The sequence below is a fragment of the Nocardia neocaledoniensis genome, assembly GCF_003182135.1.
Classification (GTDB): domain Bacteria; phylum Actinomycetota; class Actinomycetes; order Mycobacteriales; family Mycobacteriaceae; genus Nocardia; species Nocardia neocaledoniensis.
In genome coordinates this window covers 92,240-115,925 of record NZ_QGTL01000002.1, presented here as the reverse complement: position 1 = coordinate 115,925, position 23,686 = coordinate 92,240, and the positions used below count along the sequence as shown (strand labels likewise).

General features: G+C 70.9%; 17 protein-coding genes and 1 pseudogene. 6 read left to right on the top strand and 12 right to left on the bottom strand.

Annotated elements, in window-relative coordinates; translation table 11 throughout:
- The 3 genes from DFR69_RS04825 to DFR69_RS04815 form a co-directional block, all read right to left on the bottom strand.
- On the bottom strand, window positions 1–972 hold the full coding sequence (locus DFR69_RS04825) for a peptidase (RefSeq protein ID WP_110036816.1): 972 nt from the start codon (window positions 970–972) through the stop codon (window positions 1–3).
- Window positions 973–1,068: 96 nt separating this feature from the next.
- Window positions 1,069–2,013, bottom strand: a complete 945-nt coding sequence (locus tag DFR69_RS04820; RefSeq protein WP_110036230.1) for a hypothetical protein — start codon at window positions 2,011–2,013, stop codon at window positions 1,069–1,071.
- A gap of 16 nt (window positions 2,014–2,029) precedes the next feature.
- On the bottom strand, window positions 2,030–3,073 hold the full coding sequence (locus DFR69_RS04815) for a peptidase (RefSeq protein ID WP_146229192.1): 1,044 nt from the start codon (window positions 3,071–3,073) through the stop codon (window positions 2,030–2,032).
- Window positions 3,074–3,436: 363 nt separating this feature from the next.
- Between DFR69_RS04815 and nrdF the strand changes: the two genes are divergently transcribed.
- A complete protein-coding gene (gene nrdF, locus DFR69_RS04810; protein ID WP_110036228.1) occupies window positions 3,437–4,399 on the top strand; it encodes a class 1b ribonucleoside-diphosphate reductase subunit beta in 963 nt (320 codons plus the stop codon).
- Here nrdF and DFR69_RS35730 read toward each other — a convergent pair.
- Window positions 4,368–5,355, bottom strand: a pseudogene (locus DFR69_RS35730) (AraC family transcriptional regulator). The gene nrdF and the pseudogene DFR69_RS35730 sit on opposite strands and share 32 nt — an antisense overlap.
- Window positions 5,356–5,436: 81 nt before the next feature.
- Here DFR69_RS35730 and DFR69_RS04800 point away from each other — a divergent pair.
- Together DFR69_RS04800 and DFR69_RS04795 are read left to right on the top strand one after the other, a co-directional pair.
- Window positions 5,437–6,132 carry an alpha/beta hydrolase gene (locus DFR69_RS04800; RefSeq protein ID WP_110036815.1) on the top strand — a complete coding sequence of 232 codons (696 nt, stop codon included), beginning with the start codon at window positions 5,437–5,439 and terminating at the stop codon, window positions 6,130–6,132.
- Between the two features lie 79 nt (window positions 6,133–6,211).
- Complete coding sequence (locus DFR69_RS04795) at window positions 6,212–12,070, top strand: amino acid adenylation domain-containing protein (protein ID WP_110036227.1); 5,859 nt, start codon at window positions 6,212–6,214, stop codon at window positions 12,068–12,070.
- 33 nt (window positions 12,071–12,103) lie between these two features.
- Here DFR69_RS04795 and DFR69_RS04790 read toward each other — a convergent pair whose 3' ends face one another.
- The gene (locus tag DFR69_RS04790) at window positions 12,104–13,765 is read right to left on the bottom strand and encodes an AMP-binding protein (protein ID WP_110036226.1); all 1,662 of its coding nucleotides are present in this window, start codon (window positions 13,763–13,765) and stop codon (window positions 12,104–12,106) included.
- The gene (locus DFR69_RS04785) at window positions 13,759–15,036 is read right to left on the bottom strand and encodes a lipase family protein (RefSeq protein WP_110036225.1); all 1,278 of its coding nucleotides are present in this window, start codon (window positions 15,034–15,036) and stop codon (window positions 13,759–13,761) included. Before DFR69_RS04785 ends, DFR69_RS04790 begins: the two co-directional genes overlap by 7 nt.
- 95 nt (window positions 15,037–15,131) lie before the next feature.
- Between DFR69_RS04785 and DFR69_RS04780 the strand changes: the two genes are divergently transcribed.
- Window positions 15,132–15,794 (top strand): TetR/AcrR family transcriptional regulator, encoded by a 663-nt coding sequence (locus tag DFR69_RS04780; RefSeq protein ID WP_244198094.1) that lies wholly within the window; start codon window positions 15,132–15,134, stop codon window positions 15,792–15,794.
- A gap of 18 nt (window positions 15,795–15,812) precedes the next feature.
- On the opposite strand, the gene DFR69_RS04775 is transcribed toward DFR69_RS04780, so the two are convergent.
- The 3 genes from DFR69_RS04775 to DFR69_RS04765 form a co-directional block, all read right to left on the bottom strand.
- A complete protein-coding gene (locus tag DFR69_RS04775) occupies window positions 15,813–17,519 on the bottom strand; it encodes an outer membrane protein assembly factor BamB family protein (protein ID WP_167456154.1) in 1,707 nt (568 codons plus the stop codon).
- 240 nt (window positions 17,520–17,759) lie between these two features.
- Window positions 17,760–19,157 (bottom strand): serine hydrolase domain-containing protein, encoded by a 1,398-nt coding sequence (locus DFR69_RS04770; protein WP_110036223.1) that lies wholly within the window; start codon window positions 19,155–19,157, stop codon window positions 17,760–17,762.
- Entirely contained in the window at window positions 19,154–19,402 is a 249-nt protein-coding gene (locus DFR69_RS04765; RefSeq protein ID WP_208643909.1) for a hypothetical protein, read from the bottom strand. The genes DFR69_RS04770 and DFR69_RS04765 overlap by 4 nt, the downstream gene beginning before the upstream one ends.
- Before the next feature lie 192 nt (window positions 19,403–19,594).
- On the opposite strand from DFR69_RS04765, the gene DFR69_RS04760 reads away from it, so the two are divergent.
- Window positions 19,595–20,512 carry a GbsR/MarR family transcriptional regulator gene (locus DFR69_RS04760; RefSeq protein WP_110036221.1) on the top strand — a complete coding sequence of 306 codons (918 nt, stop codon included), beginning with the start codon at window positions 19,595–19,597 and terminating at the stop codon, window positions 20,510–20,512.
- Window positions 20,513–20,516: 4 nt separating this feature from the next.
- Here the strand turns inward: DFR69_RS04760 and DFR69_RS04755 are convergent, their stop codons facing one another.
- On the bottom strand, window positions 20,517–20,954 hold the full coding sequence (locus tag DFR69_RS04755) for a DoxX family protein (protein WP_110036220.1): 438 nt from the start codon (window positions 20,952–20,954) through the stop codon (window positions 20,517–20,519).
- A gap of 103 nt (window positions 20,955–21,057) precedes the next feature.
- Between DFR69_RS04755 and DFR69_RS04750 the strand changes: the two genes are divergently transcribed.
- A complete protein-coding gene (locus tag DFR69_RS04750) occupies window positions 21,058–21,627 on the top strand; it encodes a TetR/AcrR family transcriptional regulator (protein ID WP_110036219.1) in 570 nt (189 codons plus the stop codon).
- A gap of 18 nt (window positions 21,628–21,645) precedes the next feature.
- On the opposite strand, the gene DFR69_RS04745 is transcribed toward DFR69_RS04750, so the two are convergent.
- Both DFR69_RS04745 and DFR69_RS04740 read right to left on the bottom strand, forming a co-directional pair.
- On the bottom strand, window positions 21,646–22,518 hold the full coding sequence (locus DFR69_RS04745; RefSeq protein WP_110036218.1) for a dioxygenase family protein: 873 nt from the start codon (window positions 22,516–22,518) through the stop codon (window positions 21,646–21,648).
- Between the two features lie 67 nt (window positions 22,519–22,585).
- On the bottom strand, window positions 22,586–23,680 hold the full coding sequence (locus tag DFR69_RS04740; protein ID WP_110036217.1) for an ABC transporter substrate-binding protein: 1,095 nt from the start codon (window positions 23,678–23,680) through the stop codon (window positions 22,586–22,588).
- Window positions 23,681–23,686: the final 6 nt, after the last annotated feature.

The following is a 23,686-nucleotide window of genomic DNA, read 5'->3' as shown; positions in this document are numbered from 1 at the left end:
TCAGCTCTGGGGGAACAGGGTGAGGACGCGCGTCATCACGTCCCTGGCGACGTCGTCGGTGCTCGCGACCACCTCGACGATGGGGATCCGGCGACCGAACGCGGTCGATTCGGCCGGGAGTTCGGGGCCGACGGCGGCCGTGTAGATCGGAATCCTGCTGTCGTACACCGAGACCGAGCGGTGCACGGTGCGGCCGTCGAGGTGCTCCTCGGTACTGTTCGCGGCCAGGTAGGCGGGAACGCGGTACTCGTAGCCGACGGTGATCTTCTCGCCGCGGTAGCCGAACAGGCACTGGGTCAGGCGCTGCTCGTCGCTGGGCGTGGTGCCCGCCAGATTCGCGCGCACCGCGCACGGGTCGGCGCCGAGCAGCACGGTGGCGACGGTATCGGGGGAAGTGCCTTGTGGCGGGGCGGCCCGCCAGCGGTCGAGCATGCCGGGCAGCAAGCCGTCGGCGACCGCGCACGGGTCCTGGCCGGGTGGGGTGGTCAGGCCGAGGTAGAAGGCGGCGCCCGCCGGGAAGTGGGCGGTGGCGCCGCAGGAGCGCGGCATCGCGTCGTCGCGGTCGGGGACCAGGCGGATCTGCACGTCGCCGAGGTTCTTGCTCACACCGCGACCGGGCGTCAGGTCGGGCAGCAGCGTCGCGTGCCAGGTGAGGGTGGTGCCCTCGCCCGGCGCCGCCGAACCGAGCACCGCGCGGCACGAGTCGAGGCCGACGGTCACGTCGTGGATCTCGGCCATGCTCGACAGGGTGTCGCGCGGGATCAGTGCGCACACGTCGATCTGCCTGGTCGCCTGGGCGACGGTCGCGCGCTGCTGTTCGGTCGTGGCGGGCTGCGACCAGAATTCGGGCGGTGGCGCCGGGATCACCGGCGCGGGCGGCGCGGTCTCCTGCCGGGATTCGCTCGCGTCATCGTCACCACACGCGGCGCAGCACAGCAACACCGCGGCGGCCAGCACCATCCGACGATTCATCAGCACCCCTGTCCTCGGTGGAACCGGCCCGCGCACCGAGTCTGCCCGGGTGGCAATCGGGCCGCAAACATCGTGCCCGGAATGTTGTGACCCTGCTCAGGGAAACACGGCGAGGGTTTCGCGCATGACCCGCTCGGCGACGGCCGAATCGGCGGTCACCGCCACGGTCGGCACCCGGGGGCCGAGCAGGGCGTCGGTCGGGCCGGGCGCCATGCGCGGGCCGACGATCGCCGAAAGGGCCGTGACATCGGACTGGGTGCCCTCGAAGCGGTACACCTGACGGATGCCGACGGTGAAGGCGGGGACGTCGTCGACGATCGTGCGTTCCTCGTTGTAGTCGTAGGTGACGATCGCGGCGTGCCCGTCGACCGTCAGCTTGCACGTGGTGACACCCTGATCGGCCACGGGCACGGTGACCCCGAGCAGCGGGGCGACGGCGCACGGGTCGGTCCCGGTCACCACCGTCCGGTCCGAATCCGGTGAGCTGCCCTGCGCCGGTTCCTCGCGCCACCGCACCAGCGCGATCCGCATCAGCGTCTCCGCGGTGGCGCAGGCGTCGCGCGGCGCCCGCACGCTCATCGACAGATCGGCGCCGGAGATGAAGCGCGCCCACGCCTGACAGCTTCCGCGGACCTGCGGATCGTCGGATCCGGACGGCTCGTCGTGGAAGAGCACGCGCACATCGCCCATGGACCGCTCGCGCACCGGCAGGTCCATGCTCGGCTCGCCGGAGAAACTCACCCCCGTACTCCAGGTGGCGTCGATCCCGGTGAGATGTCCGTCGACGGCGATGTTGAACCGGCACTGCTGAGGATGCACGTTCTCGACGTCCCTGACCTTGCCCAGCGTGCCCAGCCGCACGCGGGGCAGCAGCCCGCACACATCGAGCGCGCGCACCTTCCGCAGCACCTCGGACCGGTCCTGGTCCGAGATCGCCGCGGTGGACCAGAACCCGCCCCGCGGCATGGTGTCGTCCACCGCCTCGCCCTGGCAGGCGACCAGCGTGAGGGCCGCCGCGAGGAGCGGGAGTGTGCGTCGCACGGCGGGTCCCTTCGGATCAGGCAGGGGGGAACAGCGGTAGAAGCTGTCGCATCACGTCTTTCGCGACATCCTCGGTATCGGCGAAAACGTCGACCACCGGAACCACGTTACCGCCGAAGCCGGTCGGGCCAGGCGGCAGCTCCGGGCCGACGACGGCGACCAAGCTGGTGTCGCGCGCGTACACGGTCCGCCCGTCGATGTTCTGCTCGGTCTTGCTCAGGAAAGCGCGCTCGAGCAGCTTGTACGAGATGACGACATCCGCGCCGCGGTAGGTGAACCCGCAGCCGGTGATGGTCGGCACACCGAAGTCGCCGGTGCCGTCGAGGCGGGCCCGCACGGCACACGGGTCGGCGCCGTGCAGGGCCGTGCGCCGCGTATCGGGGGAGGTGCCCTGCGGCGGCGCCGTCAGCCAGCGCTGCACCGTGGCACCGGCCAGCGCGGTCAGCCGTGCGCACCCGTCGACCGCGCTCGGCGTGGTGGTCTGGAAGTAGAGAGCGGCGCCGGAGCGGAACCGCGCGGTGGCGTTGCAGGTCTTCTCGGTGGCGCCCTCGGCCTCGTCGCCGGGCAGGATCGACAGCGAGACATCACCGAGCTGGGTCTCGGTGTAGCCGGGGAAGCGCGGGACATCGCCGAACAGGACCATCGACGCCCAGCTCAGCTTGTCCACCGCTCCGTTCGACGCGAATGCGACCCGGCAGGAATCGGTTTGGTCGTTGTCGACCGTGCGCACCTCGCCGAGCGCGGCCAGCTCCGAGCGCGGGACCAGCGCACAGACATCGATCTGCCGGGCCCGCGCGGCGACCTCGGCCTTCTGCTCGTCGGTCTGCGGAACGGTGTGCCACCAGTCCGCCGACACCGGCGGCAAGGCGGGCGGTTCGGCTGCGCGCGACGACTCGGCAGTTCCGCACCCGGCCAGCACCACGGCCGCGGCGGCCAGAACGAGCTGTCGCGCAGGGGTTTTCCGCCCGAAGCGCCGCCGTGCCGGCGACTGCTCGGTGTCGGCCCTCGGCCCGTGTGGCAGGGCCAGCGGAACAGCGGCTCGGGTGACGTGGCGCGGCATGAGTGATCCCCCTGGAAGATCGCGGTCCGGTGGTGGACAGCGCGAGCCGCAGTTTGCCGGGTGCGCGGGGAGAAAGCAAAGGGCGGCGGCGGACCGAGTGGCCGGCTTCACGCGGTGACGGGTCGGTGGGCGAATGTGGTGGATCTCTGGCGATGCGATGGTGGCGCGGCGGCGGTCGTGGCGCACAATAGGGGCCGCGTGTGTGGTGCGTCGGTACGGTCATCCTGGCCGGGCGGGGCGCGCCGCAACACAAGCTGTTGTGCTTACTGGCGATGTCACCCACTACGAGTAGTGTTCAGGTGAACGGGCTCGCGCACGGCGGCGGTGCGGGTAAACGGTCTGGCGGAAAGGTGTGGAGGCGGAATGAAGCTCATCGATCGGGTACATGCCATCAACTGGAATCGGGTGCCCGATGAGAAGGACGCCGAGGTCTGGGATCGTCTGACGGGCAACTTCTGGCTGCCGGAGAAGGTTCCGGTGTCCAACGACATCCCCTCCTGGAACACCCTGACCCCCGATGAGAAGCGGCTGACCATGCGGGTCTTCACCGGCCTGACGCTGCTCGACACCATCCAGGGCACCGTCGGCGCGGTCTCGCTGATCCCGGACGCGCTCACCCCGCACGAGGAGGCGGTGTACACCAACATCGCGTTCATGGAGTCGGTGCACGCCAAGAGCTACAGCTCCATCTTCTCCACGCTGTGCTCCACCAAGGAGATCGACGAGGCGTTCCGCTGGTCGGAGGAGAACCGCAACCTGCAGCGCAAGGCCGAGATCGTCCTGTCGTACTACAACGGCGACGACCCGCTCAAGCGCAAGGTGGCCTCCACGCTGCTGGAGAGCTTCCTGTTCTACTCCGGCTTCTACCTGCCGATGCACTGGTCCTCGCGGGCCAAGCTCACCAACACCGCCGACATGATCCGGCTGATCATCCGCGACGAGGCCGTGCACGGGTACTACATCGGCTACAAGTACCAGAAGGGCCTCGAGCTGGTCTCCCAGGCCGAGCGCGACGAGCTCAAGAACTACACCTTCGAGCTGCTTTTCGAGCTCTACGACAACGAGGTCGACTACACCCAGGACCTCTACGACGAGGTCGGCCTCACCGAGGACGTCAAGAAGTTCCTGCGCTACAACGCCAACAAGGCGCTGATGAACCTCGGCTACGAGGGCCTGTTCCCGAAGGACGAATGCGAGGTGAACCCGGCCATCCTGTCGGCCCTGTCGCCCAACGCCGACGAGAACCACGACTTTTTCTCCGGCTCGGGCTCGAGCTACGTGATCGGCAAGGCCGTCAACACCGAGGACGAGGACTGGGAGTTCTGACCCGGTCCGCGCGCTTGCGCCACCGCAGGGGCGGCATGCCGTAGCGGCGGTGGAAGGCGCGGTTGAACGCGGCTTCGGAGTGGTAGCCGACCGCGCCGGCGATCCTGCCCACCGGCTCGTCGGTGGAGCCGAGCAGGTGCGCGGCGTGTTCGAGCCGCCGGTCGGTGACGTAGGCGCCGGGCGAGCGGCCGAGCAGCCGGGTGAACCGGTCGGTGAACGCCGACCGGGACATCCTGGCCAGCGCCGCGAGTTCGGTGACCGGCCACGGACGGTCGGGTTCGTTGTGGATCGCGGTGAGGACCGGACCGAGCGCGGGGTCCAGCGCCGCGGTGAGCCAGCCGGGCGCGGTGTCGTCCTCGGCCGACCAGGCGCGCAGGGCGTGGATGAACAACAGGTCGAGAATGCGCGAGATCATCACGCCCGCACCGGGTCTGGCGTCGGTGAGCTCGGCGACGAGCAGCTGCGAACTGAGCGTCAGCCAATCGCGTCCGGCGCCCGCGCGGACGACCACGGCGGCGGGCAGGACCGACAGCAGCGGATCGGCGATCACCTCCTCCACCCGGAAGGTTCCGGTGACCCAGCGCGGGGTCGCCGGGTCGGGCAGCTGCTCGAGGCGCCGGACGGTGTCGGCCGCGGTGAGTTCGCGTTCGGGGGCGTCACCCCACGCCGATCACGTGACGGTCGCCGCGCGCGAGCAGCACCATGTCACCCGCGCGCAGCGGGACGGTCCGGCCGTCGACGTGGACGACGAGGTCGCCACGCTCGGCGATGTGCAGCAGCCGGATGCCCGCGGGGATCGCGATCGCGAACGGCGGCGTCGGGGCACAACGGACGAGCCGATCGCCGCGGAGCCGGACGGTGTGCAGGATGTCCGAGAGCGCGTCCAGCTCGCTGTCGGGGGCGAGCGGGTCCGAGGCGGCCGGTTGTTCAGCAAAGTTTTCTGGCCCATCAGTCATGGTATTTGCCTCATCATCCAAATATCGTGGCTCTTGTCCGTCGTGTCAACGGCGGTGAACCCGACCCGAGAGAAGGCATTCATGGCTGTGGAGCCGACAATCGTTCTGGTGCATGGTTTCTGGGGTGGCGCCGCCCACTGGTCGAAGGTGATCGTCGAGCTGAACCGGCGCGGTGTCACGCAGGTGCGCGCGGTGGAGAATCCGCTCACCTCGCTGGCCGACGACGCCGAGCGCACGCGGAAGATGGTGGCCCAGGTCGACGGCCCGGTCGTGCTCGTCGGGCACTCCTACGGCGGCGCGGTGATCACCGAGGCCGGTGACCTGCCCAATGTCGTCGGACTGGTCTACATCGCGGCCTTCGCGCCCGACGCGGGGGAGAGCCCCGGCGCGATCACCGAGCAGCAGCCGCCCGCCGCGGTCGCCGCGATCGCCCCGGATTCGGACGGCTACCTGTGGATCGCGCGGGACGAGTTCCACGACAGCTTCTGCCAGGACCTGACCGCCGACGAGGCGCTGGTGATGGCGGTGACGCAGAAGGCCCCGCTCGGCTCGACCTTCGGCGACACGGTGACCGCGCCCGCCTGGAAGGCGAAGCCCACCTGGTACCAGGTCTCGACGGAGGACCGGATGATCCATCCGGACAACGAGCGCCGCATGGCCGAGCGGATGAACCCGCGCAAGATCGTGGAACTCGCGGCGAGCCACGCCTCCCTGGCGTCGCAGCCGGGGCCGGTCGTCGACTTGATCGAGGAGGCGATCAGGGGCAGCGCGGACTGAACGCCGCCCGCGCGCTGTCGGCGGTTGCCCATGGAAATCGGGCTTTTCGGAAGTGGGGGGTTGTCGGTCTAATCGGTGGATGACCGCGATCCGGCAGCTTGGCACGTTCGGTGAGCTCCTCGGTCGAGGTGGGGCGGGGGAGCGCGTCGCCGTGGTGGACGGCGGGCGCAGCTGGAGCTATGGGGCGCTCGCCGACACCGCGCACCGGCTCGCACGCGAGCTGGTGGCGCGGGGGGCCGGGCCGGAGACCGTGGTGCTGGTGGCGGTGCCGCGATCGGTGGAGCTGGTGCGCGCGGTGTGGGCTGTCGCCGCGACCGGCGCCGCGTTCCTCCCGGTCGACCTGCGGCAGCCGCCGAGCAGGCGCGGGCAGCTGCTGGCCGAGGCGGGCGCCCGGATCGGCATCACCACCAGGGCCGTGCTGCCCGGGCTGCCGAGCTGGATCACCTGGATCGTGCTCGACGACGAGGAACTCCTGCGCCGCTGCGCCGAGCACGATCCGGCACCGCTCACCGATGCCGACCGGCTGGCCCCGGCCCGTCTCGACCAGCTCGCCTACGTGATCTACACCTCCGGTTCGACCGGCGCGCCGAAGGCCGTGGCGGTGACTCATCGTGGGCTCGGCACACTGCTCGCCGAGGTGTCGGCCGCGCTCGGACCACTCGACGACGCGCGCGTGTTGCAGATCGCCTCGCCGGGCTTCGACCTGTTCGTCAACGAACTCCTGCTGGCCTTCGCGCACGGCGCGACGCTGGTGATCGTGCCGCCGGAGATCACCGGCGGCGCCGAACTCGACGAGCTCATCGCCGGGCAGGCGGTGACGCACGCGATCATCACGCCCGCCGTGCTCGCGACCCTCGACCCGCGCAGGCACACCACACTGCGCGGGCTGATGGTCGGTGGCGACGCTTCGGATCCGGCGCTGATCGCGCGGTGGGCGCCGGGCCGGACCTACGTGAACGGCTACGGACCGACGGAGACGACGGTCTTCGTCACCGCCCGGCGCTTGGTCGCCGGTGCGCCGGTCGCGCTGGGCGCGGCGTTCGACGGCTGGACGGCACAGGTCCTCGACGAGCGCCTGCGCCCGGTGCCCGCGGGCGCGCCCGGCGAGCTGTACCTGTCGGGGCCGGGCGTGGCACGCGGCTATCGGCGCGCTCCGGGCGCGACGGCGGCGCGGTTCGTCGCCGGGCCGTCCGGGACGCGCAGGTACCGCACCGGCGACCTCGTCCGCTCCGACGCCGAGGGCAATCTGGAGTTCCTCGGCCGCACGGACTTTCAGCTCAAGGTCCTCGGCATCCGGTTGGAGCCCGGCGAGATCGACGCCGTGCTGACAGCGCACGCCGACATCCGTGCCGCGGTGACGACCGGCTGCCGCAATCCGGCGGGCGCGCTGGTTCCGGTGAGCTATGTGACCGCCGAACCGGGACACACGGTGGACATCCCCCGCGTACTGGCCTTCGCCCGCGAGCGGCTCGCCGCGCACGCGGTGCCCGCGACCGTGGTCGTGCTCGACGAGTTGCCGTTGACCCCGGTCGGCAAGGTCGACCGGGCCGCCCTGCCCGCTCCCACCTTCGCCACCGGGCGCGGCGCCGAGCCGGCCGACGCGGTCGAACGCCTGGTGAGCACGGTCATGGCCGGACTCCTCGGTACCCCGGTCGGCGCGCACGACGACTTCTTCGCCCTCGGCGGGAACTCGCTGCTCGCGGCCCAGCTCGGGGCGCGGCTGGGCGCCGCGACGAGCAAGCACGTCCCGGTGCGCGCGGTCTTCGACGCGCCGACCGTGGCTCGGCTGGCCGCCACGGTGCGCACGCTCTCGCGGACGGCGCCGCGACCACCGGTGACGCGGCGCGAACGTCCGGCGGCCCTGCCGCTGGCTCCCGCCCAGCGGCGCCTGTGGGTGCTCAACCGGATCGACCACCGGTCGCCTGCGGACAACATCGCCTTGGCGGTGCGCGTGCGTGGTCCGCTGTCGGTCGCGGCGCTGCGGGCCGCCCTCGACGACGTGATCGAGCGGCACGAGCCGCTGCGCACGCTGTACCCCGAGGTCGACGGCATCGGTGTCCAGCGTGTGCTGCCGATCGACGGGGCGCGCGGCGCGCTCGATCGGGTCATGGTGGACCCGGCTGGGCTGGACCCCGCGCTGGCCGAATTCGGCAGCGTGGGTTTCGATCTCACGTCGGAGCCACCGCTGCGGGCCAGGCTGTTCGCGATCGGTTCGGACGAGCACGTGCTGGCCCTCGTCGTCCACCACATCAGTGCCGACGGCTGGTCGCTGGGCCCGCTGGCGCGCGACCTGTTCGGCGCGTACGCGGCGCGGCGACACGGCGGTCTGCCCGACTTCGCGCCGCTGCCCGCCGCCTACGCCGATTACGCACTGGCACAGCAGGACTGGCTCACCGGTCAGGCCGGCGCGGCGGAATTCGACAGTCAGCTACGGTACTGGCGGGCCCGGCTCGCCGGGCTCGCGCCCCGGATCGACCTTCCCGTCGACCGGCCCCTTCCGGCTGTCGCGTCGGGCGTGGGCGCGGTCGTCACCCTCGAACTCGGCCCTGAACTCGCGTCGGCGCTGCGGCGGCTCGCGGTGGCGCACGGCGCGACCCAGTTCATGGTGGTGCACGCGATTCTCGCTGTGGCACTGGCTCGTTCGGGCGCGGGAGGCGATATCGCCATCGGCACTCCGGTGGCCGGTCGCGGCGGGCCGGAGCTGGACGACCTGGTCGGCATGTTCGTCAACATGGTCGTGCTCCGCACGACCGTCGACCCCGCCGATTCCTTCACCGGCGTGCTCACCCGCGTCCGCGACATCGACCTGGGTGCGCTGGCCAATGCCGATCTGCCGTTCGAGCGCGTCGTGGAGGCGATTGATCCGCCGCGCACCCGCGCCTACCATCCGCTGTTCCAGGTGGTGCTCACCGCGGCCGCCGCCGTCGACACGGCAACGGCCGGTCTGGCCGTCGAACCCGTCGAATCCTCGCTCACCCCCGCGAAATTCGACCTCCAGCTGACGATGTCGGAACCAGCCGCCGACACCATCGCGCTGGCGTTCACCTACGCGACCGACCTGTTCGACCGCGCGACGATCGAGCTGTTCGCCCACACTCTCGAGCGCCTCGCCGGCGCGGTCGCCGCCGACCCTGCCGCGACGGTCGGTGACATCGACCTGACCGATGCGAGCGCCCCGGCGGCGCCCCCCGCCGACCGCCGCGACCACCGTACGCTGAACGACCTGTTCGACGTCGCGGCACACCGGCACGCGTCCGCGACGGCTGTCCGCGCCGGGACGACCACGCTGACCTACCGGGAACTCGACGACCGCAGCGCGGTCCTGGCCCGGCGGCTCGTGGCGGCGGGAGCCGGCCCCGAGCGACGAGTCGCGGTCCGCGTCGGCCGCTCGGCCGAGCTGATCGTGGCCGTTCTCGCGGTGATCCGTAGCGGCGCGGCCTATGTGCCCATCGACCCGGAGTCGCCACGCGAGCGGATCGACTACCTGCTGGCCGACGCGCGGCCGGTGCGCGTGATCGAGGACGGGCTGGTCGTGCGCCCGGTCGCCGGTGGCGGACTGGCCGAACGGTGCGAGGGCGCCGCCGTCGGGCTGTCCGATCGGGTCCGCCACGCCCCGGTTCGTGCGGAGAACGTCGCGTACGTGATCTACACCTCCGGGTCCACCGGCGCGCCGAAAGGTGTCGCGGTCGAGCATCGTCAGATCGTCGCGCTGCTGGAGCGGTCCCGGCGGGCACTGACCACCCGCGCCGGCGATGTCTGGGCGCTGTTCCATTCGGCCGCGTTCGATTTCGCCGTCTGGGAGATGTGGGGCGCGCTCACCACCGGCGCCGCGCTGGTGGTGGTCGATCGCGAGACCGCGCGGTCACCCGAGCGGCTGCGTGAAATGCTCGGCCGCGAACAGGTTTCGGTGCTGGGCCAGACGCCGTCCGCTTTCGCCGGTCTGGACGAGGCGGACGCGCTGGCGACGACGAACGAACGCGTCGCGCGGGGCCGTGCGGATCAGGAGACGTCGAGCGCGCGGCGGATCCCGCCGCGGGCGACGCAGGGCGCCGGGCGAGTTCCGGAGGTCCGGGGCGAGCCGGAGCCCGCTCATGGCCCGCCGGCCGAGTACGCCCCACCGCCTCTGCGCCGCATCGTGTTCGGCGGTGAGCCGCTGGATCCGCGCCGGCTCACCTCCTGGCTCGACCGGCACGGGTCCGATGGGCCTCGGCTGGTGAACATGTACGGCATCACCGAGACCACGGTGCACGTCACACACACCGCGATCACCGACGGCGAACATCACCGGGCCGGGAGCCCGATCGGCCGACCGCTCGACGGGCTCACCGTCGAGGTGCTCGACGCCCGGCTGCATCCCGTGCCGACCGGTGTCGTGGGCGAAATCTATATCGGCGGAATGCAGGTCACCCGTGGCTACCTGCATCGGCCCGGGCTCACCGCCACCCGGTTCGTCGCGGACCCCCGTGCCGTGGGCCGCGTTCTCTACCGCTCGGGTGATCTCGGCCGCTGGAATCGCGAGGGTGGACTCGAGCACTTCGGTCGCGCGGACCGGCAGGTGAAGATTCGCGGCTACCGCATCGAGCCCGCGGAAATCGAAGTGGCGCTGCTGAAGTGCGCCGGTGTCGCCGCGGCGGTGGTGGTCGTGCGCGACGATCCGGCGAGGGGGCAGCAGCTCGTCGGTTACGTGGTGGCGGCGAGGGGCGCCGAGATCACGGCTGCCGCCGTCCGTGCCCGACTGCGAAACATGCTGCCCGAGTACCAGATTCCCGCCGCTGTGATGGTGATCGACGCCCTGCCGCTGACGCCGAACGGAAAGCTGGCGCTCGCCTCGCTGCCGGCTCCCGAGTTCGGCTCCGGCCGCGCGTACCGGGAGCCCGAGGGAGCCACCGAGCAGACGATCGCGGCGGTCTTCGCCGAACTCCTCGGCGCCGGCCGGGTCGGCGCGGACGACTCCTTCTTCGATCTCGGCGGCAACTCGATCCTGGCGACCCGGGTGGTGTCCCGCCTGCGCGCGGAACTGTCGGCCGACGTCGCCCTCGCCTGGCTGTTCAGCGACCCGACCCCGGCCGAACTGGCCCGCCGGGTCGGCGAGGGAGCCGCGGAATCCGCACTGGCGCCGGTGCTCACCCTGCGCGGCCGCGGCCGCGGCGCGCCGCTGTTCTGCGTGCACCCCGTGGTCGGCCTGGCCTGGAGCTTCGCCGGTCTGTCCGCCGAACTGTCCTGCCCGATCTATGGCCTGCAGTCGCCCGCCATCGCCGAGGACACCGCGCACCCCGAGTCGATCGAGGCCATGGCCGCCGACTACGTGACGAGGATCCGCGCCGTCCAGCCGCACGGACCGTACCGGCTGCTCGGCTGGTGCGTCGGCGGGGTGATCGCGCACGCCATGGCGGTCCGGCTGCGGGACCTGGGGGAGCGGGTGGAGGTGCTGGCCATGCTGGATTCCTTCGTCGGCGACGTCGGCTACCGCAGTGAGGATCCGGTGACGGTGGGCGACCTGCTCGGCCAGTTCGGCACCGAACACGAACTCGCCACTCCGGTCACCGAATTCACGCCGGCCGACGCGGTCACGCTGGTGTCGAGCCTGCCCGGCCCGTTCGAGGAACTGACCGAGGAGCGGGTGCACCGGCTCTTCGCGGGCATCCTGCACACGCAGGTGATCGGCGCGGCCCACCGCCCCCGCGTCTACGACGGCGACCTGCTGTTCTTCACCGCCGACCGCGACGACCGCGGCGAAGGCCGGGTGGCCGTCGCCTGGCGCGACCACATCGCCGGTGACATCCGCGACGTGCCGGTCGACGCCACCCACTGGAACATCACCGGCACCCGCGCGCTGAGCACGATCGGGCCCGCGCTGGCCGAGGCGCTCGACGGGCGTCCCCGTCGAGCCCACGCGTCGGTGGACCATCGTGCGGCCGAGGGCACCGACGTCGGGTGACGGTGGCGACGACCCCTCGCCGCCGCCACCATCTCAGCGCAGGGCCGCCAGTCCGCGGCGATCGATCTTGCCGGTCGGCGTGCGCGGCAGTTCGTCGACGAACACCACGTCGCGCGGTGCCTTGAACCGCGCCAGATGCGCCTTCACATAGGTGCGCACCGCGTCGGCGTCGAGGTCGGCCGCGCGGACCACGAAGGCCGCCAAGCGCTGGCCGAACTCCTCGTCGGGAACACCGATCACCGCGGCCTCGGTGACGGCCGGATGCCGGTAGAGCAGGTCCTCGACCTCGCCGGGGAAGACGTTCTCGCCGCCGGAGACGATCATGTCGTCGTCGCGTCCGTCGATGAAAAGCCGCCCGCCGCTGTCGAAGTGGCCCAGATCGCCCGTGCTCATCAGCCCACCGCGGACCTGCTTGGAGCCGCCGCCGGAGTACCCCTGGAAAGCGATCGAGTTGCCGACATGGACGGTCCCGATTCGCTCCGGTTCGATGACGGGCGTGTCACCGTCGAAGAGCGCCACGGTGATCCCGACCGGTGCTCGGCCGACGGTGCCCGGCGCGGCGAGCCAGTCAGCGGGTGTGGCGATGGTGGCGGTGCCGGTCTCGGTGCAGCCGTAGAAGTTGTAGAGCACCGGGCCGAACGTCTCGATCGCCCGCGTCCCGAGCGCCGACGGCAGCGCCGCGCCGGCCGTGAACACGATGCGCAGGGCGCTGGTGTCGGCGGCGGTCAGTACTCCCGGACCGAGATCGAGGATGCGGCGCAGCATCGTCGGGACCAGGACGATCATCTCGGCGTGATGCTCGGCGAGCTGGGCGAGCGCCCGGGCCGCGTCGAACTTGCCGTGCAGCACGACCGTCGACCCGAGATTCAGCGCGAGGATGAACTGCGAGAGGGCGGTGCCGTGGAACAGCGGCGCGCACAGCAGCACCGTCTGGCCTCGTCGCAACGGCACCCGATCGACGAATTGCGCACCGGCCAAAGGTGATTCGACCCTGCGCGGTGCGCCCTTCGGCGTGCCGGTCGTCCCGCCGGTGAGCAGGACGAAGCCGCCCTGCCGCACCGGATCGGGGAGCCGTGCGCCGCTCGCTGCGAATCGCCCGAGCCCGATCGCGTGCTTGTGGTCACCGCGCGCAGGGTCCGTGGCGGTGCGTGAATCGGACAGAGTGCTGTCGGTCGGCGGTGACGGGCTGGGGTCGAGCAGGGTGATTCCCGCCGGCAGATCCGTCGCGAGCACGGCGAGCCCTGGATCGAGCACGAGCGCGCCGACCTGCTCGCGGGCCAGCACGTCACGCAATTGCGCCGCCCCGAATCCGGTGTTGAGCAGCACCAGCCTGCTGCCGAGTTTGGCTGCGGCGGCGATGGTTTCGACCAATGCCAGCCCGTCGGGCGCGAGGACGCCGATCGTGTCCCGCGCGCGCAACCCCTCGGCGTACCAGCGCGCCGCGATCGCGTCGGTGTGCCGGTCCAGTTCCCCGTAGCTCACCCGGACCGTGCCGTCGATGAGAGCGATCCGCTCCGGTGCCCGGCGCGCCGAGGTGCGAATCCCCCCGGCGATCGGGCCGAGCGAGCGCATGGTGCGGGCGGTCCGGACCAGCTCGTCCGGTCGGCGGAGGTCGATGAGTCCGGCCCGCTGCATGACGGTGAGCTGCCGCAGTGACGTGCCCGCGGCGCGCACCCACCGGCGCCCGCTCAACATACCCGCGGCCCCGGATCCGCCCCCGCGGTCACCGCGAGCAGCCAGGCGACCGTCCCCAGCTCGGGCACGATCTCGGCGCTGATGTGCTCCGACATCGGCACCCGGAACATCCGCATGTTCACCCCGCGTGCGCAATAGGCCGCCGCGATCTTGTCGATGGCGAGTTCGGCGGGCAGCAGCTGATCGGTGGTCGAGTGCCACATGAGCAGCGGGATGTCGGGCGTGTTCTCGGGCCGGCCGAAACTCGCCGCCGAGAGTGCTTCGTGCGCGGCGGCCAGCGCGGCCTCCGGATCGGTCAGGTAGTCGACCACGGGACGCAGCAGCGTGGACGCGACAGTGGTGTAGAGACAACGGTTTTCGAGATCCGCGGCCACCTGCTTGCCCTCCGGTGTGAGGTAGGTCTGCAGGGCCTGATCGAACTCGGGGTACTCGCGAGCCAGGCCGAGCACCGCCAGCCAACCGGTGAAATTGGCCTGCGGCTGCTGACCGGAGATGGCGAACGGGGCGATGGCGACCTTGTCACCGGGGATGCCGCCCTGCGCGCTGCCCTTGATCTCGAGCTCGGGAGCGTAGTGACGGCGCTGTTCGGCCGCCGACGCCGAGGAATTGCCGCCGCCCGAGTAGCCCCACAGTCCCACCGGCGACGCCTCGAGGCCGAGGCCGCCGCGCTTGGCCGCGCGGATGCCGTCGAGCACCATCCGGCCCTCGGCCGGGGACATGATCGTGTTGCGCTTCCCGTCGAAATCGGTGACCGCCACCGCCGCGCCCGCCGACAGGAACTGGCCGATCAGCGCGACTTCCTTCTGGATGCCCGCCCGCAGGGTGTACGAGGGATTGCACTGCTGACCGAGACTGTCGATGGCCTCCTGGTACGAGATGAGCGGTCGCGCACCGGGACCCAGCCACGGGATGCCCGGCACGAGCACGGTGGTCGCGGTGCTGATGGGGGTGTCCTGCGCGTCTGTGCTGCGGAAGAGCAGTTGGGTGGTGTGCACCGGTACGGGGATGCCGAGCGCGTACGTCTGCACGACGCGGCTCCGGAGGACGTCGCCGTTGGCGCGGCTGTCGAGGTCGGCCGGGTCCGCGTACCAGGGGTCGTTCTGGGGTGTGGGCAGCGGGACCACCGCCGGGTACACCTGCGCCTCGTTCGGCAGCGGCGGGAGCTGGAAATCGTCGGCGGTGGCAGTCCCCGCGGCCAGCGTCAGCGCGACGGCGCCGAGCAGGGCGGTGGTGCCGAGACGGGATCGGTGGGTGGCCGTGCAGCGTCGCATGGCATCTCCTTCGGTAGGTGATCCCGATTACAGCAGGTTCTCTTGTTATGAACAAGAGGTCTTGTTCTTATTGCGCGATCGGTAGGCTGAGCTGCGTGACGTCGACCGACAAGAGTCCAGTGCGCTCCCGGCGCATCCAGGGACTGGACGCCGAACAGCGCCGCGCCCGCCGCCGCGAGCAGATCCTGGCCGCCGCGTTCGAGCTGATCGCCGCCGAGGGGTATGTCAACACCGCGATCGAGCAGATCTGCCAGACCGCGTTCGTCGGCAACAAGGCGTTCTACGAGCTGTTCGACAGCAAGGAGGACTGCTACCTGGCACTGCTCCAGCAGCAGAGCGAACGCGCCCAGGACATGGTCGCCGCGGCGCTGGCCGACTCCTCCGGCGACCGCCGCGCCGTGGTGGCCGCCGTGATCGGCGCCTTCGCCCATTCGATGGTCGACGATCCGCGCGTCGCGAAGGTGACCTTCGGCGAGGCCAGCGGCATCTCGGCCAAGGTCGAACAGCAGCGCCGCGTCAACCGCCGCTGGGCCGCCCAATTCCTCGAAACCCTCTGGCGCGAATACGGATTCGTGCCGCCCGAAGGCATCGGCATCGACCTGCACGCCCTCGCCGTCGCCACCATCGGCGGCCTCTTCGAAACCGTCTCCGACTGGTTGCACACCGACGCGGGAGCCACGGGCGACATCGACGTCCTGATCAGGGACCTGACCGCCTTCGCCGACACAGTCCACCTCGGTCTGAGCGCCACCCGCTAGACCGTGATCGGTCGCCGATCAGCGGTGAGCGGCACCGATGATCTGCTGGGTTTCGGCGGTGGTGGCGGCGTCGCACAGGATCAACACGATCCCCGGCGCCGGGAGCAGCTGTGCCGGATCGCACCGGGCGAGGCTGTTCGGCGGCGTGTTCTCGACGAGATCGCCGCGGTGCCACGTGCGCAGGCCGTCGTCGATCGAGACCACCTCCTCGGCCAGCAGGAGCGTCTCGCGATACGGCAGGGAGTACCTGGCGTGGCCGAGGACGACGGGAAGTGGCCTGGTCCCAGCGGGGTGGTCGCGCTCGGTCAGCGTCGTTCTGCTGCCCACCGTGCTGAGGACGGCGGTCGGGTCGGCGGACAGTACGCTCGCGGGTTCGGTCACCTCGGCGGTGCGCAGGTCGTCGGGAGAAGCGAAGTGCACGTGGCGAAGCGGACCGGCTCGCTGGTCCCAGTCGACCGAAACGACATCGTCCACCACGGACACTTCCGGCACCCGCCGGGCGTCGGGTACCGCGAGGTCGCGCTGGGCGATCGGTGTGCCGGTCAGGGCGTCGAGGGCGCGGATGGCGGTCGTCGTGGTGGATCCGGTGCCGCACAGCATCACCTGGTAGACGGCCGTCGAGGTGATCGCGGTGGTCGACTGTCCCTTCGCACAGTCGACGGGGACGCGCGGAGCGGACCACATCCGGCGCCCGGTTCGCGCGTCGTAGCGGATGAGCGCGCCGCCGTCGCGCCAGGTCAACATCGGGAGCGAGACGTCGGGCTCGACCGTGCCCAGCTCCGTCGACTCGCCGTGGCTGAAATCGGTGGAAGTCCAGAGCACTTCGCCCGTGGAAGCGTCGAAAGCCTTCCATCCCAGCCGGTTCCAGTAGGAAATCGCAACGTTCTCGGGTCCGATCACCGCGAGGGACCGAACGTCGAGGCGCACGCCCTGTTCGTGCGCGCCCGGACGCAGATGATGCCAGCGCGGTTCACCCGTGACGCCGTCATAGGCCGTGATGCCCGTGTCGGTTCCGACCAGAAATCCGGGCCCGCCCGCCACCACGGTGGCCGAGCTGGGCAGCTCGAGCCGGAACTGTTCGGTCCCCAGCCGGCTCGGCACGGGTGCCGCTGCCGCGGGCGGTGCGGTGCGGTGGTCGATGAACCGGCTGTCGTCCCCCGCGCGCACGGCGATACCCGTCGCGATCGCGCAGACCAGCACACCGATCATCGCCATCGTGGCGCCGGACCGCCGCGACAGCGCACCGCGCACCGGAGGGGCGAACGACGCGCCGAGCACCAGAACCGTGCCGACCACGGTCAGGATCCACGCCGCGACCGCTACCGGTAGCTGCGGAAACCGGGAGTAGTGCTCCAAGGTCCGCATGACGGTGTCGCGGATGTCGAGCTTGACGCTGATCACGAACTCGGCGACGACGATGAGATGCATCGCGACGGTCGGCACGTTGCCGAACCCGGCGGCCTGCAGCGACCGCGACCACCGCAGCGCGCCCGCGAGCGCCAGCAACGCCGCCACGCCGAGCACGATGGCGAAAACCCCTAGCTCGTCGGCGATGTCGCCGGCGATGCGCGGCTGGATCTCGACGGGATTGCCCGCCGCGAAGACAAGACTGTGCAGACCCAGCGCTATGCCCCCGGTCAACAAGACGACACCGAGAATCGCGGCGGCCGTCAGAGGCCGCGAATAGTCCCGTAGCCGTGGCAAAGTCGTCCGACTGTCGTCCATCGATCCCTCCCCGCGGCGGTACTTCCCCCGTCCGCCTCCCGCACCGAGGATAACGCTCGGTCTGATGCGGCGCTGAATCCCAGCAGCCCTACCGGACACCCGCACGGATTCCGGCATGACGCCCAGCATGGACCACCCGATTCGTTCATGCTGGTAGGCATGGCGAATCGGTGGATGGGGATCACGATCGACTGCGCGAAACCTTTCCGTTGAGGCTCGAGGGAACCCGTTCCGGAACGGCTACTCCACGGCGTTCTGGGGTGTGTCCAGGCGGGGGTTGGCGCGGGCGTTGGTGTGGAGGTAGCGGGCGGTGCCGTCGGTGAAGTCGTAGAGGGCGATCGTTCGGGTGTCTTCGGTGGGATCGATCGCGGGCATGAGGAAGTGGGTCTCGGTTATCGGTTGAAGCTCGTAGCGGAGGCGCTCGGGGTGGTGGAGCAGGTCGGCTCGCATCGGGTCCAGAACCATGGTCAGGTAGAGCTTGTCGTTCTCGGCGGACACCTCGTAGCGGGCGTCGGGGCCGCTGTAGACGCCCTCGTACCTGTGTGGGTCGAGACGCAGCGTCGGGTTCGGTGTGGGTGCGTCGGGGAGGGTGGTCGTGCCGAGGTCGGAGAGGATCGCGGTGAACGCCGCGCGGTGGAAGCTCTCCCGGGGGCTGCCGTTGATGAGGACGGCGATCGCGGTGCCGGAGTCGGGGAGCAGGCGGAGGCGGGCGTTCTGACCGATGGTGCTGCCGTCGGTGGCGTAGACGGTTTCACCGTGCCAGTCGCACACGACGAGGCCGAGCGCCCACTCGGGGCCGATCAGGTACGGGTCCGGCACGGGTACCCGGGAAGACGTCATCTCCAGGAGGCCGGCGGCGGAGACGATCTGAGTCCCGTTCGGCGCCACGCCTTCGTTGAGCAGGACATGGGCGAACCCGAGTACCTCCCGGATGGTGGAGGTGATGTTCCCGCCGGGGCCGAAGGCGCGCGGCAGGTGGTCGATGGGCGTGACGAAGGGGTCCTCCCCAGGCGAGCGGAGCAGATGACCGGTCGCGGCCCTGGTCTGGTCGACCTCCTCGTGTCTGCTGTTCGTACTGGTCAGGCCCATGGGGTTGAAGAGCCGGGCGCGCAGGACGGCGTCCCAGGGTTTGCCGTCGAGCACCTCCATGATCCGTGCGAGGACGGCGTATCCGAGGGCGGGACTGTAGCCGTGGGTGTGTCCGAGCGGGAACACATGTCGCGCGTCGGCCATGCCGGCGACCATGCGTGCGTAGACGTCGTCGTCCGCACCGGGGTCGCCGTAGGTCTCCTCGATGCCGTGGGTGTGCTGGAGCAGGTGACGCGCGGTGAGTGCGGCGCTCGTGCGGGGATCGGCGACCGCGAAATCGGGCAGGTAGGTCCGCACCGGTGCGTCGAGGTCGGCTCGGCCCTCGTCGACGAATCGCAGGAACGCCAGCGCGGTCCACGTCTTGGTCATGGACCCGATCTGGTAGACGGTGTCCGTGGTCGCGGGTTCGCGCGTTTCCACATTCTTGACCCCGGTGGCGAATTCGGCGATCTCGCCGTCGCGCAGCACGCCGATCGCCGCGCTCGGGATGCCGTGTTCGGCGAGTAGTTCGGTGATCCTGGCCCTGGACCGCGACAGATCGAGCGTCATCGCGGGAGGCCGATCGCGTTCGCGGCGTCGGCTTCGAAGTACTGCGTCGTCGCGTAGTCGCCGGCGTGGGCCTCGACGAACTCCCGGACGGCCTCGATCGAGTCGTGGGTGATGATGTTCACCGCCGCGGCGCCGTCCTTGCTCGCTACCGCCACCTTCCATGCGGCGCCCCGTGGGAGCCTGGCGTGTGCCCGCCGGAGTCCACTCCAGAATTTGTCGTTGTCCGAGACGGTCGATACAGCCATTACATGCATTCCGCTGCCTCTCATTCCTGCTTTCCGGATGAGAAAAAGCTATGTTGCGTTCACTATCTGATCAACGACCTGTCAGGGTAATGCCAGGACAATCCGCCAATCGTTGCAACAGCATTGACAACTAACGCAATTCTGGCGAGCGAGTTGTTGCACTGCGTTGTCGGGAAAGCAAAGGAGGTCGCGGTGCAGGGAGGCAGGCTGACGCACGAGGAGCGCCGCCGGATCGCGGTGTGGCTCGCCGACGGACTCGGGTACGCCGAGATCGGCCGACGGCTCGGCAGGCCGACCTCGACGATCAGTCGCGAGGTCGCGCGCAACGGCGAATCCGGCGACTACGCCGCCGAGCGCGCGCACCGGGCCGCGGGCCACCGTGCGCGCAGGCGAGTGCCGTCGCCGCCGACCTCGGACGACGGGCAGTCCGGTGCGGTGGAGCGCGAGTTCGTGGACCGGTTCGCGGCGCTGCTGTCCGCGACCGGCCTCCCCGGAATGGTCGCGCGAGTCTTCGTGCGGCTGCTCACCGCCGACACCGCGGGACTGACCTCCGCCGACCTCGTGCGCGAACTACGAGTCAGCCCCGCCTCGGTCTCCAAATCCATCGGCTACCTCGAAACGATGGAACTCGTCCGGCGCCAACCGGATTCGGTGGGACGACGCGAGCGCTACCGCGTCGACGACGGGGTGTGGCTGCGCGCGTGGCAGGCCGACACCGGCGCGCACGGCGAGATAGCGACCGCCGCCCAGCGGGGCATCGAGATCTTCGGTGCCGACACGACTGCGGGCGCCCGGCTCGCCGAGATGGGCCGGTTCTTCGCCCGGCTCAGCGCGCAGATGGGCGGCAGCGACCTCGCCGACGGTGCCGCCGACGACGCGCTGACCGTCCTCGCCGCCCTCGTCCACGCGGGCCGTCCGCGCACGATCGACGCGCTGAGCCTCGCGCTGGCATGGCCCCGGGACCGGGTCGTCGGCGCGCTCGACTTGCTCGAACGACACCCCAACCTCGGCGACCCACTCGCCCTACTCGCCACTGGCGCAGACACATTCACCGTCACCACGGGACCTGACCGCCTGTCCCCGGCGCAACGCGAGGCGCTCGCACGCTGAACCGTCAGCCCACGACCACCACGGCGCACGCGGCGAGGAAGATCATCTGCAAGGCCGTGCGGGCGGGGAGGGGCATGGTTTTGATGCCCAGGTTTTCGCGGGCGGCGCGGATGTTGGCGGGGAACATGGCCAGCAGGAGTGCGAAGAGGCAGGCCGCGGCGAGTTCGGTGGTGGCGGGGATGAGAAGGCCGAGGGCGCCTGCGATTTCGAGGATGCCGGTGAGTGTGACCATGGCGGGGGCCGAGGGGAAGCTCGGCGGGACCATGGCGATGAGGGCAGCGCGGCGCGGCTGCTGGAAGTGGGCCGTGGCGGTGAGGGCGAACATCGCGGCCAGGCCGACGGTGAGGGCGTGCGGCCAGGAGTCGGGCCAGGTGAGGTCGGTGAGCCAGCCGATCAGCCGGGTCGCGGCGGTGACGACGATGAGGACGATGAAGGGGGCCATGGGGATTCCTCGGAGACGAGCGCTGACAACAATCTTGACACTGCAAAGATTGACACCGCTCAAAGAACTTGTCAATGGCAAGTTTGTGGGTGAGGATCGAGGCATGAGCAAGACCGGGTACCACCACGGGGATCTGCGGGCGGCGCTGCTCGAGTCGGCGGCCGAGCAGATCGCGGCCGAGGGCGTCGAGGCGGTGTCGTTGCGCGCGCTGGCACGACGGGCGGGGGTGTCGCACGCGGCGCCCGCGCATCACTTCGGTGACCGGGCCGGCCTGTTCACCGCGCTGGCGATCGAGGGATTCGAGCTGCTGGCAACGGAATTGGCGGGCGCGGGCGACGACATGCGCGAGGTCGCGGTCGCCTACATCCGCTTCGCCCTGGCCAATCCCGGCCGGTTCGACATCATGTACCGCCGCGAAGTGCTGCGCGCCGACGATCCCGACCTGCTCGCGGCCAGGGCGCGCTCGGGCGCGGCCCTGCGGTCGGGGATCGCGGAGCTGCGGTCGGGGGAGTCGGCCGAACGGCAGCGCTCGACCCGGCTGGCCGCGTGGTCACTGGTGCACGGCTTCGCCACGCTGTGGCGGGAGGGCGCGCTGGAGGGATCGGAACTGGCCTCTTCGACAGACCCCGAAGAGCTCGCGCGGGCGATGCTGGCGACGGTGCAGTTCGACTGACCCGCGGCCCGGCGTCCGCTACCGGGGCGGCGGCCCGCTCGGCGGCTGACCACCCGGACCCCGGCCGCCACCGGGAGAACCGTTGTCGGACTGTGTGTTCTGTGATTTCGCCGCCACGCCCACCGTCAGTGACACCGCCATGCCGCTGGCCGGTGTACCGGTGACGGTGGCGAGTTCGGCGTCCCAGCCGTCGCCGAAGACATTGTCCGAGGACAGACTCACGCCAGACATGTTCGCGATGCTGGCGGAGTAGCCGGAGTCGGCCGCGAAGACCGACTGGCAGGCGTCCTGGGGGAGCGCGATCTGCGAGGTGAGGCGGGCGTTCCCGCCCGCGACGGCGGTGGCGAGAGAGTCGTAGACCTCGAAGTGGATGTGCGGCCAGCGCCCGGCGTAGCAGGCGGGGAAGACGGAGGTGAAGCGGACGACGCCCGTGTCGTCGGCGACCTGCACGCCGCGCAGGTAGTTCTGGTCGGTGACGCCGTCGCTGTAGAGCGAGTAGCGGCCCTCGCGGTCGCAGTGCCAGACATACACGGCCATGCCCGCACCGGCCGCGCCCGCGACCAGGTCGCGCAGGTTCAGGGTGAGCGTCATCGGAACACCTTGCGCCGCACCGGTGTACGCGCCGAAGCTCGGGGTGATGTCGGAGCGCACCACGCCGGATTCGATCAGGACGTTCGGTCCGTTCGAGCCGTCGCCCGGGTAGGGGCCCGCAGTCTCCTGGGGCGCCGCGGCGGGCGTCGCCGGGTCCGTGGTGGTGGCGGTGCTCGTGTCCGTGGCCGACGAGCAGCCCGCCGCCACCGCCGCCACGCCGGCGACGCCGAAGAAGCCCAGCGCCTTACGCCGCGACATCACCCGCAGATCGTGCCCAAGTCCCAGATCGTGTTCGTCCATACCGTGACGGTAGATCCGGCCCCTGCGCCGGAACCGCGAACACGCTGGGAGTTCGCTGGGAGTCGGGTCAGTCGGTGACGTAGCCGTTGAGGCTGTTGCGCAGGTCGGTGAGGACGGCGCGGGCAGCGGTGAGGCCGGTGGTGTGCCAGATGGCGTCGTCGACGGCGAAGACGCGGCGGTCCATGGCCGCGCCGAGTTCCTCGAACTCGTCCGAGCGCAGCACCTTCCTGCCGTGTTCCTCGCCGGCTTCGCCCGCGAACATCACGTAGATGATGTCGCCTTCGGCCTTGTCGGCCAGTTCGCCGGTGGCGATGTCGAAGGAGGTGCCGCGCTGGGCGGTGGGCCGCTGTACGCCGACGTCGGACAGGATCTGGGCGGCGAAGGTTTCGGTGCCCTGCGCCTGGGTGGTGTCCGCGGTGAAGCGCAGCACCGAAGCCTGCGACTGGTTCGCGTTGAGCGCGGCGCCGAGGTCGCGTGCCTCGGACAGGTAGCTCTGCAGCGCGACGTCGGCGGCGCCGTCACGGCCCATGCCCGCGGCGTAGGCGGCGAAATCGGATTGCCAGCTGCCGCCGGACCCGATCAGCACCGTCGGGGCGATCGCGCTGAGCGCCTCGTAACCACCGGCGGCGGGGGCGACGTCGCCGAGGATCAGGTCGGGCTTCAGTTCGGCGATGCGCGCGGGGTCGGGCTGCCCGATCGGGCCGACGCTGGGCACCTCGAGCACGCCGTAGCCCAGGTACATCGGCTGCGGCCGCGGGCCGTCGAGGGTCACCGCGCCGGCGACCCGCTCCCACAGGCCGACCGCGCAGGCGGCGTCGAGGGCCGAACTGGTGAGCACCACGATGCGCTGCGGATCGGCGGGGACCTGCGAGGTCCCGGCCGCGTGGGTGACGGTGCGGGTGGCGCCCTGCGCCGGATCGGGGGCGCTGGGCAGCGGGCAGGCCGTCGCGGTGTCGCGGTCGGCGCCGACCACGCCGGCGCCCGCGATATTGGTGGTGGTGCGGATGATCGTGCTCGCGTCGTCGTGCTTGTCCGCGCAGCCGGCGCTGACCACGGCGACGCACAGGAGCGCGGCAACGGCGAGGACGCCGCGCGAGCGGGCGCCACGGCCCTGCTCGGCGGTGCGACGGAATCGGGTGCGTTCTCGGGCGCTCACCGGCATGCGCAC